This window comes from Pelolinea submarina, from assembly GCF_003966975.1.
Taxonomy (GTDB): domain Bacteria; phylum Chloroflexota; class Anaerolineae; order Anaerolineales; family Anaerolineaceae; genus Pelolinea; species Pelolinea submarina.
In genome coordinates, this window is the sequence record NZ_AP018437.1 from 1 (window position 1) to 16688 (window position 16688).

Annotated in this window: 18 protein-coding genes and 4 tRNA genes; 15 read left to right on the forward strand and 7 right to left on the reverse strand. The window is 50.3% G+C overall.

What is annotated here, in order from left to right; genetic code table 11:
• The first annotated feature begins 412 nt into the window (after positions 1–412).
• Together dnaA and Pelsub_RS00010 are read left to right on the forward strand one after the other, a co-directional pair.
• Positions 413–1750, forward strand: coding sequence for a chromosomal replication initiator protein DnaA (dnaA, locus tag Pelsub_RS00005; RefSeq protein WP_116226209.1), 1338 nt, complete (start codon positions 413–415; stop codon positions 1748–1750).
• A gap of 237 nt (positions 1751–1987) precedes the next feature.
• On the forward strand, positions 1988–3628 hold the full coding sequence (locus Pelsub_RS00010; protein ID WP_116226210.1) for a ribonuclease J: 1641 nt from the start codon (positions 1988–1990) through the stop codon (positions 3626–3628).
• Between the two features lie 73 nt (positions 3629–3701).
• Here Pelsub_RS00010 and Pelsub_RS00015 read toward each other — a convergent pair whose 3' ends face one another.
• From Pelsub_RS00015 to Pelsub_RS00030, 4 genes are read right to left on the reverse strand one after another with little or no spacing between them, the layout of a single operon-like run.
• Positions 3702–4349 (reverse strand): protein-L-isoaspartate(D-aspartate) O-methyltransferase, encoded by a 648-nt coding sequence (locus Pelsub_RS00015; RefSeq protein WP_232528606.1) that lies wholly within the window; start codon positions 4347–4349, stop codon positions 3702–3704.
• A gap of 49 nt (positions 4350–4398) precedes the next feature.
• Positions 4399–5457: an A/G-specific adenine glycosylase gene (mutY, locus tag Pelsub_RS00020; protein WP_116226212.1), complete on the reverse strand. Its 1059-nt coding sequence runs from the start codon at positions 5455–5457 to the stop codon at positions 4399–4401.
• A 35-nt stretch (positions 5458–5492) separates the two neighbouring features.
• On the reverse strand, positions 5493–5795 hold the full coding sequence (locus tag Pelsub_RS00025; protein ID WP_116226213.1) for a hypothetical protein: 303 nt from the start codon (positions 5793–5795) through the stop codon (positions 5493–5495).
• Positions 5796–5807: 12 nt separating this feature from the next.
• Positions 5808–6458 carry an MBL fold metallo-hydrolase gene (locus tag Pelsub_RS00030; RefSeq protein WP_116226214.1) on the reverse strand — a complete coding sequence of 217 codons (651 nt, stop codon included), beginning with the start codon at positions 6456–6458 and terminating at the stop codon, positions 5808–5810.
• Between the two features lie 117 nt (positions 6459–6575).
• On the opposite strand from Pelsub_RS00030, the gene Pelsub_RS00035 reads away from it, so the two are divergent.
• Positions 6576–7574: a hypothetical protein gene (locus Pelsub_RS00035; RefSeq protein WP_116226215.1), complete on the forward strand. Its 999-nt coding sequence runs from the start codon at positions 6576–6578 to the stop codon at positions 7572–7574.
• On the opposite strand, the gene Pelsub_RS00040 is transcribed toward Pelsub_RS00035, so the two are convergent.
• From Pelsub_RS00040 to Pelsub_RS00050, 3 genes are read right to left on the reverse strand one after another with little or no spacing between them, the layout of a single operon-like run.
• Positions 7552–10323 (reverse strand): SpoIIE family protein phosphatase, encoded by a 2772-nt coding sequence (locus tag Pelsub_RS00040; RefSeq protein WP_116226216.1) that lies wholly within the window; start codon positions 10321–10323, stop codon positions 7552–7554. The genes Pelsub_RS00035 and Pelsub_RS00040 overlap by 23 nt on opposite strands.
• Before the next feature lie 2 nt (positions 10324–10325).
• Positions 10326–10769 (reverse strand): ATP-binding protein, encoded by a 444-nt coding sequence (locus Pelsub_RS00045; RefSeq protein ID WP_116226217.1) that lies wholly within the window; start codon positions 10767–10769, stop codon positions 10326–10328.
• Between the two features lie 8 nt (positions 10770–10777).
• Positions 10778–11113: an STAS domain-containing protein gene (locus Pelsub_RS00050; RefSeq protein ID WP_116226218.1), complete on the reverse strand. Its 336-nt coding sequence runs from the start codon at positions 11111–11113 to the stop codon at positions 10778–10780.
• Between the two features lie 184 nt (positions 11114–11297).
• On the opposite strand from Pelsub_RS00050, the gene Pelsub_RS00055 reads away from it, so the two are divergent.
• The 12 genes from Pelsub_RS00055 to rplL all read left to right on the forward strand — a co-directional run bounded on the left by Pelsub_RS00055 (position 11298) and on the right by rplL (position 16640).
• Positions 11298–11370, forward strand: a tRNA-Thr gene (locus Pelsub_RS00055).
• Between the two features lie 82 nt (positions 11371–11452).
• Positions 11453–11535 (forward strand) — tRNA-Tyr (locus Pelsub_RS00060).
• 51 nt (positions 11536–11586) lie between these two features.
• Positions 11587–11659: transfer RNA gene (locus Pelsub_RS00065), tRNA-Thr, on the forward strand.
• 48 nt (positions 11660–11707) lie between these two features.
• Entirely contained in the window at positions 11708–12910 is a 1203-nt protein-coding gene (gene tuf, locus Pelsub_RS00070; RefSeq protein ID WP_116226398.1) for an elongation factor Tu, read from the forward strand.
• Between the two features lie 39 nt (positions 12911–12949).
• The gene (gene rpmG, locus Pelsub_RS00075; RefSeq protein ID WP_116225043.1) at positions 12950–13117 is read left to right on the forward strand and encodes a 50S ribosomal protein L33; all 168 of its coding nucleotides are present in this window, start codon (positions 12950–12952) and stop codon (positions 13115–13117) included.
• Positions 13118–13172: 55 nt separating this feature from the next.
• A tRNA-Trp gene (locus Pelsub_RS00080) sits at positions 13173–13245 on the forward strand.
• A gap of 60 nt (positions 13246–13305) precedes the next feature.
• Positions 13306–13521 (forward strand): preprotein translocase subunit SecE, encoded by a 216-nt coding sequence (gene secE / locus Pelsub_RS00085; protein WP_116225044.1) that lies wholly within the window; start codon positions 13306–13308, stop codon positions 13519–13521.
• Between the two features lie 38 nt (positions 13522–13559).
• Entirely contained in the window at positions 13560–14258 is a 699-nt protein-coding gene (gene nusG / locus Pelsub_RS00090; protein ID WP_116225045.1) for a transcription termination/antitermination protein NusG, read from the forward strand.
• A 71-nt stretch (positions 14259–14329) separates the two neighbouring features.
• Positions 14330–14755: a 50S ribosomal protein L11 gene (gene rplK / locus Pelsub_RS00095; protein WP_116225046.1), complete on the forward strand. Its 426-nt coding sequence runs from the start codon at positions 14330–14332 to the stop codon at positions 14753–14755.
• A 51-nt stretch (positions 14756–14806) separates the two neighbouring features.
• Complete coding sequence (rplA, locus tag Pelsub_RS00100; protein WP_116225047.1) at positions 14807–15517, forward strand: 50S ribosomal protein L1; 711 nt, start codon at positions 14807–14809, stop codon at positions 15515–15517.
• Between the two features lie 174 nt (positions 15518–15691).
• Entirely contained in the window at positions 15692–16222 is a 531-nt protein-coding gene (gene rplJ / locus Pelsub_RS00105) for a 50S ribosomal protein L10 (protein ID WP_158674904.1), read from the forward strand.
• A gap of 40 nt (positions 16223–16262) precedes the next feature.
• On the forward strand, positions 16263–16640 hold the full coding sequence (gene rplL / locus Pelsub_RS00110; RefSeq protein WP_116225049.1) for a 50S ribosomal protein L7/L12: 378 nt from the start codon (positions 16263–16265) through the stop codon (positions 16638–16640).
• Positions 16641–16688: the final 48 nt, after the last annotated feature.

A 16688-nucleotide genomic window follows, 5' to 3' on the forward strand; every position in this document is an offset into this window, starting at 1 on the left:
AATTCGCTCATTAATCAATTTACTATTGTAAGACTGGCACATATTGGGGGTAAGTGTGATTAAAGGGGCACCTGTTCGCAAGAACAAGCGTCCTAAACCGAAACGAAAAAACGCGTTTCCGTTCGGGGATTTTAAGATTTCTAATCCTTAAAATATTAACATTTTTTAACCTGCCGTAGGCTTTGCGACTTGGAAATTCAATATGGATTTGATAGAATCATCACAGTAATCATTTCAACAAGAACTCTCTGTGAAGCAACAATTTTCGCTCCCCAGAGCTATCCAGAGCACTGTCGGTGCTAACACGAAATATCATCTTGTATATCCCACATAGTTGACGAAGTGGGGTTTATTAATTACTACATAAATAGAACGATACATCATAACTAGAAGAGAAGGGAGGAGCTCTGGCATGGAAGCATCGCAAGCATGGCAGGCTACATTGGGGCAGTTGCAAATGGAATTGCCCAAAGCCACATACGACACCTGGGTCCGTGACACCAAATTCATCAAGCACCAGGATGAAACCTTTTTTATTGGTGTGCAAAATACTTACGCCAGGGATTGGTTGGAAAACCGACTCACCTCCACAGCATCGCGCCTGTTAACAGGAATTATGGATGGCCCACAGCAGATTACTTTTGTTCTGCAAAGCCATGAAGAACCCGTGATCAACCGCGAGGAAACAGAAGAGGATTTCACCCCTATTTCAAATTCCGAGGCACAAGGTAATTTTAATTACCGCTATAGTTTCTCCAATTTTGTGGTTGGTCCTAACAATCGTCTGGCGCATGCCGCCAGCCAGGCCGTTGCCGAAAATCCGGCCAACGCCTACAATCCCCTTTTCCTGTACGGGGGCGTTGGATTGGGAAAGACCCACCTTTTGCATGCCATCGGCAATGAAATCACACGACGCGGATTAAACGTGTTGTATGGGTCATCCGAAGAATTCACCAACGATCTGATCAATGCCATCCGCAAACATGACACATCCAGCTTCCGCGATCGCTATCGCAAGATTGACGTCCTGTTGATCGATGACATCCACTTTATCGCCGGCAAAGAATCCACCCAGGAAGAATTTTTTCACACCTTTAACACGCTGCACGGGCAGAATAAGCAGATTGTAATTTCATCCGATCGCCCTCCCAAAGCCATGGTCACGTTGGAAGAACGGCTGCGATCGCGCTTTGAGTGGGGGTTGATCGTGGATATCCAGCCTCCCGAACTGGAAACACGCCTGGCCATTCTGCGATCCAAAGCAGAGAAAGCCGGCCGTCAGGTTGACAATGACATATTGGAATATATCGCCCGGCAGATCCAGTCCAATATTCGCGAGCTGGAAGGCGCCCTAACGCGTGTGTTGGCATACTCGGACTTAAGCGGCAGGCCGCTGGATATCGATCTGGCCAAGATTGCGTTGGTGGATTTCCTTCCGGACATTGGAACACCCGACCCGGAGCAAATCTTGGAAACCGTCGCAAAAGCTTTCAACTTAAGCCACGAGGAATTGCTCAGCCGCAACCGCTCCAAGAGTATTGCCCTGCCGCGCCAGGTTGCCATGTACTTGCTGCGCGAGATAGGCAATGAATCGCTCCCGCAAATCGGCGAAACGCTGGGCGGCCGCGACCACACCACCGTCATGTATGCTTGTGAAAAGGTGGCCGACATGCTCGAACGGGACGATCATTTCCGGCGACAGGTTTTCCAAATTCGCGACCAGCTCTACAGCCATCAGGTTTACGCGTAATTCCGTAAATCTTTATTAACAAAACATTTACATAGCCGCATTTTAAAGCGATAGTTTTACATGGTACAATGAAATCCGGTAAATTGATATGAGATTACCGGATTGGATAAAAAATAATTATAGGAAGACAACTTATAATTTCTCGAAACTCTGGCCGGACTCTCGCCAGGGTTTTGTCTATTAAACCAGCAATCATATCCGTGTACTTTACGGATCTATATAATTAAGGAAAAAAACATGAAAGAATCAAATCTCAAAATAATCCCATTGGGCGGCCTGGGAGAAGTTGGCCGCAACATGATGCTGTATGAATACGAAGATACAGCCATCATCGTAGACTGCGGAAGTATGTTCCCTGAAAACGACATGTTGGGGATCGACTATATCATCCCGGACTTCCAATATCTGCGCAGCCGCAAGGACAAAATCCGCGGCATCATCTTCACCCACGGTCATGAGGACCACATTGGCGCCATCCATCATTTCATTTCTGAATTCAACGTACCGGTTTATGGCACGCCTCTGACATTGGGTTTGATTAAAGTTAAATTAACCCGGCGCGGTATGATCAACAATGTCTCTTTGAACACCATCAAAGCCGGTGAGAGCATCAAGATTGGACCTTTTAAAATCGATTTCTTCCACGTCTGCCATTCCATTCCCGATTCAGTCGGGTTGGGCATTGAGACGCCGGAAGGGTTAATCGTCCAATCGGGTGACTATAAATTCGATCACACTCCGGTAGACAACTGGCCTACCGATTACGCCAAACTGGTTGAATTCTCCCGCAGAGGCGTTTTAGCGTTGATTGCAGATTCAACCAACGCCACCCGGCCGGGGTGGACGCCTTCCGAGCGCATCATCGGTGAGGCTTTTGAGCAAGTATTCACCCAAGCGAAAGGCCGCATCATCGTGGCCAGTTTCGCCTCGCTCATCTCGCGTGTCCAACAAGTGGTGAATGCCACAGTGGCACACCACCGCAAGATTGCCATTGTAGGCACCAGCATGGTAGAGAACGTGGAAATGGCCCAAAAGCTGAATTACCTGAATATTCCCCCGGGCACCATGGTCAGCATGAATACTGCCCTGGAATTACCTGATTCGGAAGTTGTGATCATGTGCACAGGCGCGCAGGGTGAGCCCACTTCAATCCTGGGCCGGTTGGCCCGCGGTACCCAGCGCCAATTTGACGTTCGTAAAGGCGACACGGTTGTGTTGTCATCCAAGATCATCCCCGGCAACGAGGAAGCAGTCTATTCCACCATCAACGATTTATTCCGCCGCGGCGCGAACGTAATTTACGAAGAGATCGCTCCGGTGCACGTCTCCGGACACGGCAGCCAGGAAGACATGAAACTGTTGATCCACCTGACCAAGCCGAAGTACTTCATCCCCGGTTACGGTGAAATGCGTATGCTCAAACAGGCATCCCTGTTAGCGCAGCAGACCGGCATTCCGGAAAAGCACATTCTGATTGTGGAAAACGGCGCAGTAATCAATGTAAGAAACGGAAAGATCAAATTAGGCGGGCAGGTACCCACCAATACCGTCTTCGTTGACGGCTCGTGGGTCGGCGACCTGGGCCCGGACGAAATGCGTGACCGCGCTATGCTATCACAGGACGGCATTGTGCTGGTGCATATCAACGTGAACAAACGTAATGGTGAAATGGTAGGCCATCCGGAAATCATCAGCCGTGGTTTTGCAGCCTCTCAGGAAGCTGAGGAAATCCTCAACCGCCTGGAGAAACCCATCATTCAAGCCACCAATACTTCCAACGGGAACCTGGAACGCAATGTTATCCGCACGGTGAAAAGCATTATTTACAAAGAAACCCGCCGCAACCCCACCGTCCTGGTGACGATGAGTAAAATCTAAATTTTAAAACTCGCTTACCAAAGAAGAGCGGCCCCTGAGCTTGCCAAAGCGAATGGCCCGTTCTTCTTTTTTTTTAATCGGAATCCTGCCAACCCTGCGCTCCCTTTAAAGGGACAAAGACCACCGGCAGGATTTCTTTTATTTCAAACCCGTCCCCGCCTCTGATCCACACCTGCAAGATTTGACGCCAATGCTCGCCCACCGGGATCACCAGCCGGCCGCCATCTTTGAGCTGCTCAGGTAAACCGGGGGGAGAAACAGGCGCGCCCGCTGTGACCAGGATGCCGTCGTAAGGCGCCGCCTCCGGCCAACCCAGAGAGCCATCGCCCACGTGAATTGTGATATTGTTGAAATGGAGCGCTACTAATTTTTCCTGCGCTGATGCAGCCAATTCGGGGATACGTTCCACGCTGTGCACCTCCGCAGCCAGCGCGCCCAAAACCGCGGCCTGGTATCCGGAACCGGTGCCGATTTCCAGAATTTTCTCGGTTCCCTGCAATTCCAGCAAACTGGTCATCAAACCGACCATATAAGGCTGTGAAATCGTCTGGCCGTAGCCGATGGGTAAAGGATTATCCTGGTAGGCTTCTGCCCACAGTTCCTGGGAAAGGAAAGCATGGCGGGGAATTGTACGCATGGCCGCTAATACAAGTTTATCCCCCACACCTCTATCCACGATCTGTGTTTGCACCATCCTGCGGCGCGCAGCGGTAAAGTTCATTCTTCTCTCCATCACCCCCATTATACAAACCGTAAGCCATCAATAAAAGTTACAGCAGCGAATGCGCGATCAGTCGGTCAACTTTCCCCATGGGGTATTGGTCCAATTCAACCGGTCTCACCCACTGGATTTCATCGGCAGCCAGCGCTGCCGGTTCGCCGCTCAGAATATCAGCTTCAAAGACAGTGACCACTACTTTAAAGTGGGTATATGCGTGCCGGTAGGTTCCGATGTCCGCATGCACAGTAATGTCCACCCCCAATTCTTCGCGAATTTCGCGCACCAGGGCGGTGTGCAAATCTTCGCCTTCCTCGACTTTGCCGCCGGGGAATTCCCACAAGCCGCCCAATAAGCCATCCGCGCGGCGCTTGTCCACCAATACCGTGTCGCCGTTTCGGAGGACCGCAGCGACAACCGCGTACTGCGGGATGGGCTTCTTTTTAATACGAAGGGGAAATCTATCCTGGGTGTTATTTTGAAAAGCGTGACAATGCTTCGTCAGCGGGCATTGGTCGCACTGCGGGTTGTGCGAGACACAAATGGTGGCGCCCAAATCCATTACAGCCTGGTTGAAATCACCGGCCCGCCCCTGCGGCAGCATGGACTGCATCAGCTCTCGAATAGCTGCCTTGCCGGCAGCCTCGTTGATGGGCTGGTCGAACTCAGCCAAGCGCGCAAACACCCGCAAGCCGTTGCCGTCCAGGGCCACCTCATCCCGGCCAAACGCGATGGATGCCAGCGCGCCGGCAATGTAATCGCCGATCCCGGGTAATTTTTTTAATTCCGCAATTGAATCCGGGAATTGGCCGGCGCGTTGTTCAATCAGGATCCGGGCAGTCTTGAGCATATTTCGCGCGCGGCTGTAATAGCCTAATCCCTCCCATAACTGCATCGCTTGCCGTTCATCCGCCGCAGCCAGGCTGTGCAAATCGGAAAAATTTTCAAGCCATTTTTGATAATAGGGAATGACCGTATCCACGCGAGTCTGCTGCAGCATAACTTCCGAAACCCACACTCGATAAGGATCGTGCGTTTCCCGCCAGGGTAATCCACGCGCATGGCGGTCATACCAGGCCAGTAACTCACGGCTCACCAAAAATGTATTCATTTCAGAAGGGTTATTATAAAATTAACCGGGAGGGTTCAAAACTGGAACCCTCCGGTTGCTGAGACTATTTTATATTTGAAATCAGTTACGTAATCCAACAAGCGCACAATCAGCGCGTCCCATTCCTCGCTGCGCAAGACCTGATTAATCTCCGCTATGGTGGGCAGGGTAGCCCCAACCATGATTTGCGGTTGTTCGCCATAGACAGTAACCCAGGCATCACTCATTTGAAAGCCTAAGCGTTGTACGTGCGGCAAGAATTCTCTGACGACGAACTCAAAATATTCCTGTTCGTGTTCCGGGTTTATATCCCAGGTCATGATCAGCTTGCCGGGCATCTCCTGCTCCTGCTAATCGTGCGGGAAATCCAGCACAATCACCTGAGTTTCCTCCGGCAGCGATGCTACATTAGCAACTTTCAAGGAAGGCATCGTTTCCACTTCGGAAAGGCCCATCTCTTTCAGGAACTTGCCAATCGGATCCAGTTTTATGCTGGTCTGTGGGGTCTGATAGTGCATGGGGATCACAATATTGGGTTCAAACAGACTAATAGCTTCGGAAGCATTGGCCGCCGTTAAGCTGCCGTTGCCGCCCACAGGTACCAAAGCAATATGCACCGGGCCAAGTGATTCCACTTCCGCCTGGGTAGGCACCTGCAGCATATCACCCAAATGGACGATATTGATGCCGCCAAAGTCGATCAAATAAAGCGTATTGACCGGCTGATTAGGATCACGCTTCTTGCGCATATCGGTGCGCAGACCGGTAATGAACACACCCCCAACCTCATACTCACCCGGTCCTTTGATCACATAAGGATCGCCTTTTACACCTTTTAGATAACTATGGCTGGGATTCTCATGGCTGATCGTCACAATATCCGCTTTCAGTTTTAGGGGTTGATAACCGACTAATTCCGAATCATAGGGATCACAAACAACAGCCGTCTGACCGCGTTCCGTTATTCTAAAACATGAATGCCCAAACCAAGTAATTTCCATTCAACCTCCGATTTCGCGCATGATTATACATTATTTAGTTTAATCCAATTCTAACCCTTGCTTTCAGCATATCGGATTTGTAAGATCTAATTTAATGAAATTTCGTCTGGAGGAAGCATGCGTGAAGTATTGGATTGGCTGATGACCGGACCGGCATGGGTGCGCTACCGCTGTTTAATCGACTTGCAGGATACCAGCGAAGAAACCCAAGCCGCGCAGACAACCAAAAAAGAGATACTATCTGATCCACAAATCCTGAAATTGATTGCCGATTTGGATGAGTGGGAAACCACACCCTTGAAACGGCATAATGACGCTGTTCATCCCCTGCATAAGCTGGTATTTTTAGCAGACATTGGCTTGAAAGCCCACGATGATGGCCTATCCACCATTTTATCCGTCATAAAAAATCATCAATCCAAAGATGGGCCATTTCAAGTGATAAGCAACTATCCCACTGTGTTTGGCGGCAGCGGCAGGGATGAATGGTTGTGGTGTGCCTGTGATGCACCTTCCACTGTGTATGCGCTGCAGAAAATGGGGATGGAGAACGACCTTCACGTGCTATCCGCAATAGACTTTTTGGCGAACTTAGGACGGGACAACGGTTGGCCGTGCAAAGCGGACAGCCAACTGGGGAATTTCAAAGGCCCCGGCAAGCAAAGCGATCCCTGCCCATACGCCAACCTGATCATGCTCAAATTACTGGCTGCCTGCCCTGAGAAGAAGAAATACCAGCCTAAAATCCAGGCCGGATTGGAAACTGCGTTGTCCCTATGGGAATACTCCCACGAACAACGTCCTTATCTGTTCAAAATGGGTACCGATTTTCGTAAGCTGAAAGTGCCCTTTATCTGGTACGACCTGCTGCACCTGGCGGAGACGCTTTCATATTACCCGCAAGTCTATAACGATGCCCGTTTTATTGAAATCCTGTCCATCCTGGAAAGCAAACAGGATGAGTCGGGAAGATTCACCAGCGAATCGATTTGGACCAAGTGGAAAGGATGGGAATTTTGCCAGAAACAGGAACCATCGCGCTGGGTAACGCTGTGCGCCCTTAGAATATTAAAACGAACCGGTCGCTGGTCGCCTAGCTCGATACCCGCCGGATAACGTAAATGGTTACATCGTCGGAGGGCTGCGCGTTGGCCTGGAATTCAAGTAATTTGGAATCCAGCATCTCAATCAGCGATAGATCAGTTTGAGGTACATAAGTCTTGAGCAGCCCGTAAAGCCGGCCCTCCCCAAAGATAGCGTCAACCGGAGAGCGCGCTTCGGTGACACCATCGGTGTACATAACCAAATGGTCTCCCGGTCGAATTTGGAGCGTTTTGTTTTCAAGAGCAAGCGCCGGCTGCACCCCTAAAGGCATGGCCCCTTTTTCCAGCCAGATTACCTGACTGTTGTGCTTTCTTAATAACAGCGGCAGGTTATGGCCCGCGTTTGTGTAGACCAGCTCACCGGTCTCAATATCCAGCACGGCATAGAAAACCGTGACGAATAATCCTTCGTGCGAACTTTCCATCAGCATGCGGTTTACGTGCTGCAATGTTTCCGCCGGGGAGCTGCTGGATTGCGCGGCCGCATGGATCAGCGTGCGGGCAACGGTCATGGTCAAAGCCGCCGGGAGTCCCTTATCGGAAACATCCGCCACAACCAAACCCAGCTGATGCTCTCCAATCGGTATGGCATCGTAAAAATCGCCGCCCACCTGTAAAGCCGGCCGCCAGCGGACACTGATCTCCCATCCCGGAATTTGCGGGAGTTTTTCCGGCAAAAAGGTCCTCTGAATTTCCTGTGCCAGCTGGATTTCGCGGCGCACCCGCTCTTGTTTCACCATCTCTTTTTTTAAAGATTCATTCTGAATCGCAATAGAAAGCTGCTGCGCGACACCTTTGATTATTTCAACTTTCTTTTCCCGTAATTCATGGCCCTCACTGGATTCAAGCACAATCAGGAAACCATAATCGTCGTCAGTGATGTACAACGGGAAAAGTATAAGAACCGGTTCGGGGATATCGGGAACCTGTTTGCTGCGCAGGAAAACCCGGTAATCAATTTGCAGCCAATCCGCGGGAGGCAATTCACCAATCTCGCAGAACACCGGCTGCTGTTGTTCCCGAACCGCATCCAGGCTCTGATTTGTCAATTTAATCGAAGGGGGCAGCGCCTCCACCTGAGATTTCCAGGTTTGACTGTGGCTGGAACGCAGCTGCAGCCGTCCGGTTGCTTCATCATGCAGGTAAATCAGGGCCGTATCAACACCCACCACCAACGGCAACAGGTTGGTGACATTGCACAGGGTTTCATCCAGATTGACCGAAGCGGCTACCATCTCGGCTACCTGCAGCAGAACTGCCGTGATGTAAGCTTCATATTCCTGCGATTCCCGAAGTTCAAAGTTTTCAATCGCCAACGCAATTTGCCTGGCAACCGCCACAAGCACGCTCTGCTGTCCGGAACCCCTGTCGCCGATGCCGGTATTGACAGTCCTTAATTCATCCACCAGCAGTAAACCGAACACTCTGCTATGCGCCACCATAGGCACCAGCTTGCAGCAGTGTACGTCTTTTTTTAGCTTGGACATTTCACCGTCATTTAAAAATTCTTCATCAAAATCCAGGGGAATTTTCAAGACAGCAACCTGGTGAAAACGTTCGGCAGCCTGGTCTTCATATGGCAGCATAGCCAGTTTAGCTTCCATGCTTTTTTGAAAACCGTAATGGGCGTTCAGGTAAAACTCAGCCGAGTCTTTTCCCGGCATATAGATAGCGCATTTCTCCACGCCAACCAGCAAAGGCAGAATGCGCACAATTGCTTCAAACAAATCGTCCAAGTTATCATAGGCTTGAGCGGCTTCCGCAACCTGCAGCATAACAGTGGATATCCAGGTTTTTTCGAAAATATCGTCGAACAATTCTGCGTTCTCAATTGCCAGCGAAATGGAGTCCGCCAATATATGCAGCACCATAACGTCATTTTCATGGAAAGCATCCGGCTCATCGCTTAGGATTTCCAACACACCCAGAAGCTGGTCATTGATTAGTAGCGGGAAACAGATCTCCGAGCGGGCAGCCGACAAGCCTTCCACCGGGCGATATTTCTCCGAGCAAGTGACATCCGGCGCATGTATCTCATTGCGAGCCGCCGCGCAACCGCCAACCAGGCCTTCACCCAAAGGGATCCCTTTTCCCATGGTTAGGAAGTTCCGTTGCTCCGTGCTCAACACCTGGCCCGCGCTGGCTTGCAGCGCCAAAAGTTTTTCTTCCTCATCGAATGTATAGAGGGCAACAAAGTAAAACTGAAAAGTATCCTGAACCAGTTGAACGATTTTGTTGAAAAGGTCAAACGGTTCACGGAAGCGTACAATTTCCATGCCGACGTTACGCACCAGGGCAAGCTGGCCAAAGCGCCAATCTTTCAGGCGCGTCAGGCGTGTCATGTCCAAAATCCCTGCCAGGTAACGGCCGGAAATCTCCAGGAAATTCCGCCACTCCTCGGAGATATCTACCGGTTCCGGGAACGTCAAAAGAATCCAGCCGAAGGGTTCGTTTTCTTTTTGGAGGACAATCTTGAAGGATTCCTGTGAAGTCGTGCTTAAGAAGGATTCATCTTTTTTTATGAAAATATCCGAATTGCTGCCGGCTTCTCCAAATTGTTTCTTGAGGATCAACTGTTGATCCGGCAGTGGCCTGAATTGCGCATTCAAACGGACATCGACCTCCGCCCCGACCATAGCAGAAAGATGTATTTTTATTAAATCAACTTGTCCATAAATCGAGTCCTGCGCCAGTAATAAATCCCCCAGTTCGAACAATTGGCGCCAGATGGCTTGATTTAATACGTTAGGCGCCTTTTGCAAAATTACTCCTGTTGAGTATGTTCCTGATCGGTGAGTACTTTCCCGATCTTCACCATTCTGAGTTCATTGCCATTTTTACTGCTAAAGCTGAACTCAACCGAATCCATCAAAGACTTCATAAAATGCAGACCCAGACCGCGTTGTTTACGCCGGCGGGGATTGTTCCTGGTATTGGGCGCTTTCACCTTTTCCGGATTGAAAGCCTTTCCATGATCACGCATGATCACCTCCAGCCTGCCCGGCTCAATTTCACAGGAGCACTCAATATCTCCTTTGCCTTCCCCTTCGTAGGCATGGTCAATGATATTGGAAGCGGCTTCATCAACTGCCAGTTCAACCTCGCAAATGGATTTTTCATCCAGAGCGGCTTCCTCAGCCGCCCGGGCAAAAAACTCCCTGATCTCGCTGAGGCTCGAGAACCTGCCTGGGAAAGCAATCGAGCGCATAGGACGGATTAGAAACTGCCTACTGCTTTTGCAGTATCCTCAAAGACTTTAAAATATGGGATAAAGCCGGCCAAATCCAGCGCGTCGTGGATGCGTTGTGAGATACTTGCCAGCACTACCTCTCCGCGGTTAAATCGTTTGCATTTCTTTTGAGCGTTTACCAGAACCCATAAACCGGCGCTGGAAATAAAATCCACCTTGCTCAGGTCAAGCACCAGTTTATAGTTGCCTTCATCAATCAAAGCATTCAAAGCTTTCTGCAGGTGGGGCGCGGTTTCACTGTCAATTCTTCCATTTATATTAATCAAAACACAGCGCTTCAAAGCCGTTGATAGTATTTCCATTTTTGAGTCTCCTGATAAACTTTACGGATAAAATCGATTATAACATGTCGAAATTAGTTAGGCCCCAACTAAAAAGTGTCGAACATCTTGTTATTTCAACGCAATATGGTAAAATCCCAGTCTTGTCCTGCATTTAAGCTTTTGGTATAATCCAATGGTTGTACCTTAAATGAGTATTATTACTGCCGACGTAGCTCAAACGGCAGAGCAACCGCCTTGTAAGTGGTAGGTTACGGGTTCGATTCCCGTCGTCGGCTCAGTTGCGAACGAGCAAGTGGGCGTTTTCTGAAAAACAGAGCGCCTCACTTGCATGCCCGCAACTGGCAGTAGTTATTTTTTGGGCGGTTACCCAAGTGGCCAACGGGGACTGACTGTAAATCAGTTGGCATACGCCTTCGGAGGTTCGAATCCTTCACCGCCCACTGGCTGAAAAGCCAAAAGACCGGGGAACCGGTGTGTTACGGGCAAGTTTAGCCCTCATAGCTCAGACGGTAGAGCACGTTCTTGGTAAGAACGGGGTCATGGGTTCAAATCCCATTGAGGGCTCAGACCGTCCAAAGTAATTATCATAAATGCTTTAGGAGAGTAAAAAATATGGCAAAGGAAACTTACGAACGAACGAAGCCGCACATGAACGTGGGCACCATGGGTCACATTGACCATGGCAAGACCACGCTCACCGCTGCTATCACCAAATATGCCGCCATTCGCGGTATGGCGGATTTTCGCGCATTCGATACCATCGATAATGCGCCGGAAGAGAAAGCCCGCGGTATCACCATCAATATTGCTCACGTGGAATACGAGACCCCCAAGCGCCACTACGCGCATGTGGATATGCCCGGCCACCGTGACTACATCAAGAACATGATCACCGGCGCGGCCCAGGTTGACGGCGCCATTCTGGTTGTGGCAGCCCCCGATGGCCCCATGCCCCAGACACGTGAGCACGTTCTGCTGGCCCACCAGGTGGAAGTCCCCAACATCGTTGTCTTCTTGAACAAAGTCGACATGATGGACGACCCGGAACTGTTGGAACTGGTTGAACTGGAACTGCGCGAAATGCTGACCAGCTACAAATTCCCCGGCGATGAGATTCCGATCATCCGCGGCAGCGCCCTGAAGGCTTTGGAGAGCGACTCCACCGATCCGGAAGCGCCCGAATATGCCTGCATCAAGGAATTGATGGACACCATCGACGCATACTTCCCCGATCCGCAGCGTGACGTGGACAAACCCTTCATGATGCCCGTTGAGGACGTCTTCTCCATCAAGGGCCGCGGCACCGTGGTCACCGGACGTATCGATCGCGGCAAGGTCAAGGTTGGCGAAGCAGTCGAGATTGTCGGTCTGCGTGAAAAGAGCATGCCCACCGTCGTCACCGGCGTGGAAATGTTCCACAAGACCCTGAACGAAGGTATGGCCGGCGATAACGCTGGTTTATTGCTGCGCGGTGTTGAGCGCACCGACGTGGAACGCGGTATGGTGGTTGCGGCTCCCAAGAGCATCACCCCCCACACCAAATTCAACGCTGAAGTGTACGTTCTGAAGCGCGAAGAAGGCGGACGTCACAAACCGTTCTTCACCGGCTACCGCCCGCAATTCTACATCCGCACCATGGATGTGACCGGCAATATTGAATTGCCCGCTGATGTTGAAATGGTTATGCCTGGCGATAATGTCAACATGAAGGTCGAATTGATCATCCCCGTTGCTTTGGAACAGGGTTCCCAGTTCGCCATCCGCGAAGGCGGCCTCACTGTTGGTGCGGGCGTCATCACCCAAATTTTGGAATAAAACCTGCGCTAACTAGCGAATAGGGTTGAGAAGGTAAGAATGGCTTCTAAGAAAGACGTAAGACCGGTCATCACATTGGCCTGCACAGAATGTAAAGAACGAAACTATACTTCTGAAAAGAATCGGCGCAATGACCCAAACCGGTTGGAAATAAACAAGTACTGCTCGCGCTGCAGGAAACACACTCTGCACCGAGAAACCAAGTAAGATAGCGTAACATTATGCGGGTGCGATCAGTAAATGAAGCACCCGCATAGCTTAAAGGCCAGTAGCTCAATTGGCAGAGCGCCTGTCTCCAAAACAGGAGGTTGTGGGTTCAATTCCTGCCTGGCCTGCCTTGATTAACACGACGCCAATCAGTAAGGCGTCGTTTTAGACATAATACAGGAGAGAAAATGCCTGAAAAAAAGAAAAAAAACGAAAAAAAGACCAATGGCATCACCCGCTGGTGGCGCGAAACGCTTGGCGAGCTGCGGAAAGTTACCTGGCCTACCACTCAGGAGGCCTGGCATCTGACCAAAGTCGTCATATTGACCATGATCTTGATGAGTGCACTTTTGGGTTTTCTTGATTTCGTGTTTACTCATGTAATTGCATTCATCCTCTCTTAGTATCCAGGCGTTTTTTGCCTGACCAAAGGATGTAGATAATGACAAACGAAGAAGAGTTAAACAACTTGGATAACGATATTCAACAGGAGCCGGAAACGGAAAGTACGCCCACGCCTGATGAACAAACCGAGCTGGCGGATTCCTCCGAAGATATCTCTTCTTCGACGGAAGAATCGCCTTCGCACAAACTTCGCAAAACCAGCGACTTGGAAGACAGCCGTGCCTGGTATGTGATCCACTGCTATTCCGGTTACGAGAATAAAGTGCGGCACAACCTTGAGCAGCGTATCGAGACCATGGGCATGAAAGACATGATCTTCGACGTGGTCATCCCCACCCAGGAAGAAATTGAGGTGCGGGAAGGCAAACGACGCTCGATTGAACGGCATGTTTTTCCCGGTTATGTACTGGTCAACCTGATTCTGACCGAGGAATCCTGGTACGTTGTACGCAATACCCCCGGTGTTACCGGTTTTGTTGGCATGGGCAACGACCCCACTCCCCTGCGCCCGGAAGAAGTATCCCAAATCCTGAAACGCATGGAAGCCGAAGCGCCGCATGTCAAAGTTACTTTCAAAGCCGGTGAGCGCGTACGCATTATTGATGGGCCATTCAACGATTTCCGCGGCACTGTCTCGGAAATCGATATGGAACGCGCCAAAGTGACCGTTATGGTCAACTTCTTTGGGCGCGAAACACCTGTAGAATTGGATTTCCTGCAGGTGGAGAAATCTTAAACAACCTCCGCAAGGAGGATTGTGGGAGGGTGACCCTTATCACCCGCTAAAACCACTTAAGGAGTTTATCAATGGCAAAAAAAGTAAAAGCAATCGTAAAGTTGAATGTTCCGGCTGGGAAGGCTAATCCTGCACCCCCCATCGGCCCGGCTCTGGCCGGACACGGCATCAACATTATGCAATTCTGCAAGGAATACAACGCTCGCACGCAAAACAAGATGGGCGAGATTATTCCTGCGGAAATCACGGTCTACATGGATGGTTCCTTCACATTCGTCCTGAAGACACCGCCCACCTCCGAGATGCTCAAAAAAGCAGCCGGTGTGGAAAAAGGTTCCGACGTTCCCAATCGCAACAAAATTGCTACCATCACACGCGCTCAGCTGCGTGAAATCGCTGAAGCCAAGATGAAAGATCTGAACGCGATTGACGTTGAAGGCGCCATGCGCCAGATTGAAGGCACAGCCCGCAACATGGGCATCCAGATAGAAAAATAATAACTTCGTGGGAGGGTAGACGCTACCCGCCACTACCACAAAGGAGAAATGATGGCTAAACACGGTAAGAAATATTTAGAAGTAAAAACCAAAGTAGATCCGGATACCTTATACGATCCCAAGACGGCTTTGGAACTGGTAAAAGAGACTTCCTATTCGAAATTTGACGGAACAGTTGAAGTTCACATTCGCACGGGTCTCGATCCCCGCCAAGCCGACCAGCAGCTGCGCGATGTCGTCGTGCTGCCCAATGGCCTCGGCAAGACTGTACGCATTCTGGTCTTCGCCCAGGGCGACGGCGCTGCCGCTGCCAAAGAAGCCGGTGCCGACTTCGTTGCCGACGATGACGAATGGATCAAGAAAATCGAAGGCGGTTTCACCGATTTCGATGTCGCAATTTCCACCCCGGATATGATGGCCAAAGCCGGCCGTTTAGGTAAAGTTTTGGGTCCGCGCGGTTTGATGCCGAACCCCAAAGCCGGTACGGTTGTTCCCGCCGAAGACCTGCCCCGCGCAATCAACGAAGCCAAAGCCGGCCGTGTTGAATTCCGTTTGGACAAGACTGCCAACATTCATGTTCCGATTGGCAAAGTCAGCTTCGAACTCGATCAGCTTTACCAGAACCTGTCCAGCCTGATGAACGCCATCCGCCGCGCCAAACCGGCCGCAGCCAAAGGCACATTCATCAAGAAAGTCACCCTGACCGCAACCATGGGGCCTGGCGTCAAAGTGGACACCAACCAAGCGCTCGCAATGGAGTAATCCTTATTAGCGTGTTATAATCACTACTGAAATTTTCGCCAATGAAGGCCGGTGCCGCAAGGCTTAATATCCCGCTCAGGTGAAGAAACGAAAGAAGCTTTTATTAGCTGAATTGGTTGTCTTTGCCTGATTTCAACGGCAAAGACAATTTTTTTTGAAAGGAGATGAATACCTTTGGCATTCACAAAACAGGAAAAGAAAGAAATTATTGCCAGCTACGAAAAATGGCTCAAAGACGCCAGTGCTGTCTACGTTATGACGTATCAAAAAATGCGTATGAAAGACATCGATGCACTGCGCGCGGATGCCCGTGAAGTTGGCGGCGAATTGCATGTTGTCAAGAACACTTTGATGAAAATTGCGCTTGAAAACTGCGGAATGAGCGATGGCGGTTACTTCAGTGATTCCTCGATCGTCGCGTTCGCATTTGAAGATGCACCCTCTGTCGCTAAAGTTGTCGATAAAGCCAGTTCATCCGATCTGTTCGCTGTCAAAGGCGGTTTCATGGACGGCAAAGTATTGGACGCACAATCCGTTATTGCCTTGTCCAAGCTGCCTCCACTGCCTCAGATGAGAGCTCAATTGTTGGCGCTTATCCAGACCCCTGCTACACAATTGGTTCGCACTATTTCGGAACCCGCGCGTCAGGTGGCTGCAGTAGTAAAAGCATATTCAGAAAAAAGCCCGGCTCCGGCCGCTGGCTAAACCATAAAAAGAAAAATATTTTAGATTCAGGAGAATTAAAATGGCAGATATTAACAAATTAGCAGAAGAACTCAGCACGCTGACCGTATTGGAAGCTGCTGAATTAGTAAAAACTTTGGAAGAAAAATGGGGCGTTTCCGCCGCAGCTCCCGTAGCCGTTGCCGCAGCCGGTGCTCCCGCTGCAGCCGCCGAAGCCGCTGAAGAAAAGACCGAATTCGACGTCGTCATCAAAGACGCCGGCCCCAAGAAAATCGATGTCATCAAAGTCATCCGCCAGCTCACCAGCCTTGGTTTGGTGGAAGCCAAAACCATGGCCGAGACCGCCGGTTCCAAAGTCCTCACCCAGGTTGGCAAAGAAGCCGCTAACGACGCGAAATCCAAGTTGGAAGCAGCCGGCGCAGTCATCGAACTCGCCTAAGCTCAACAAAATGTTGGCTTCCCCCAAGGGGATGCTCCGCGATCGACA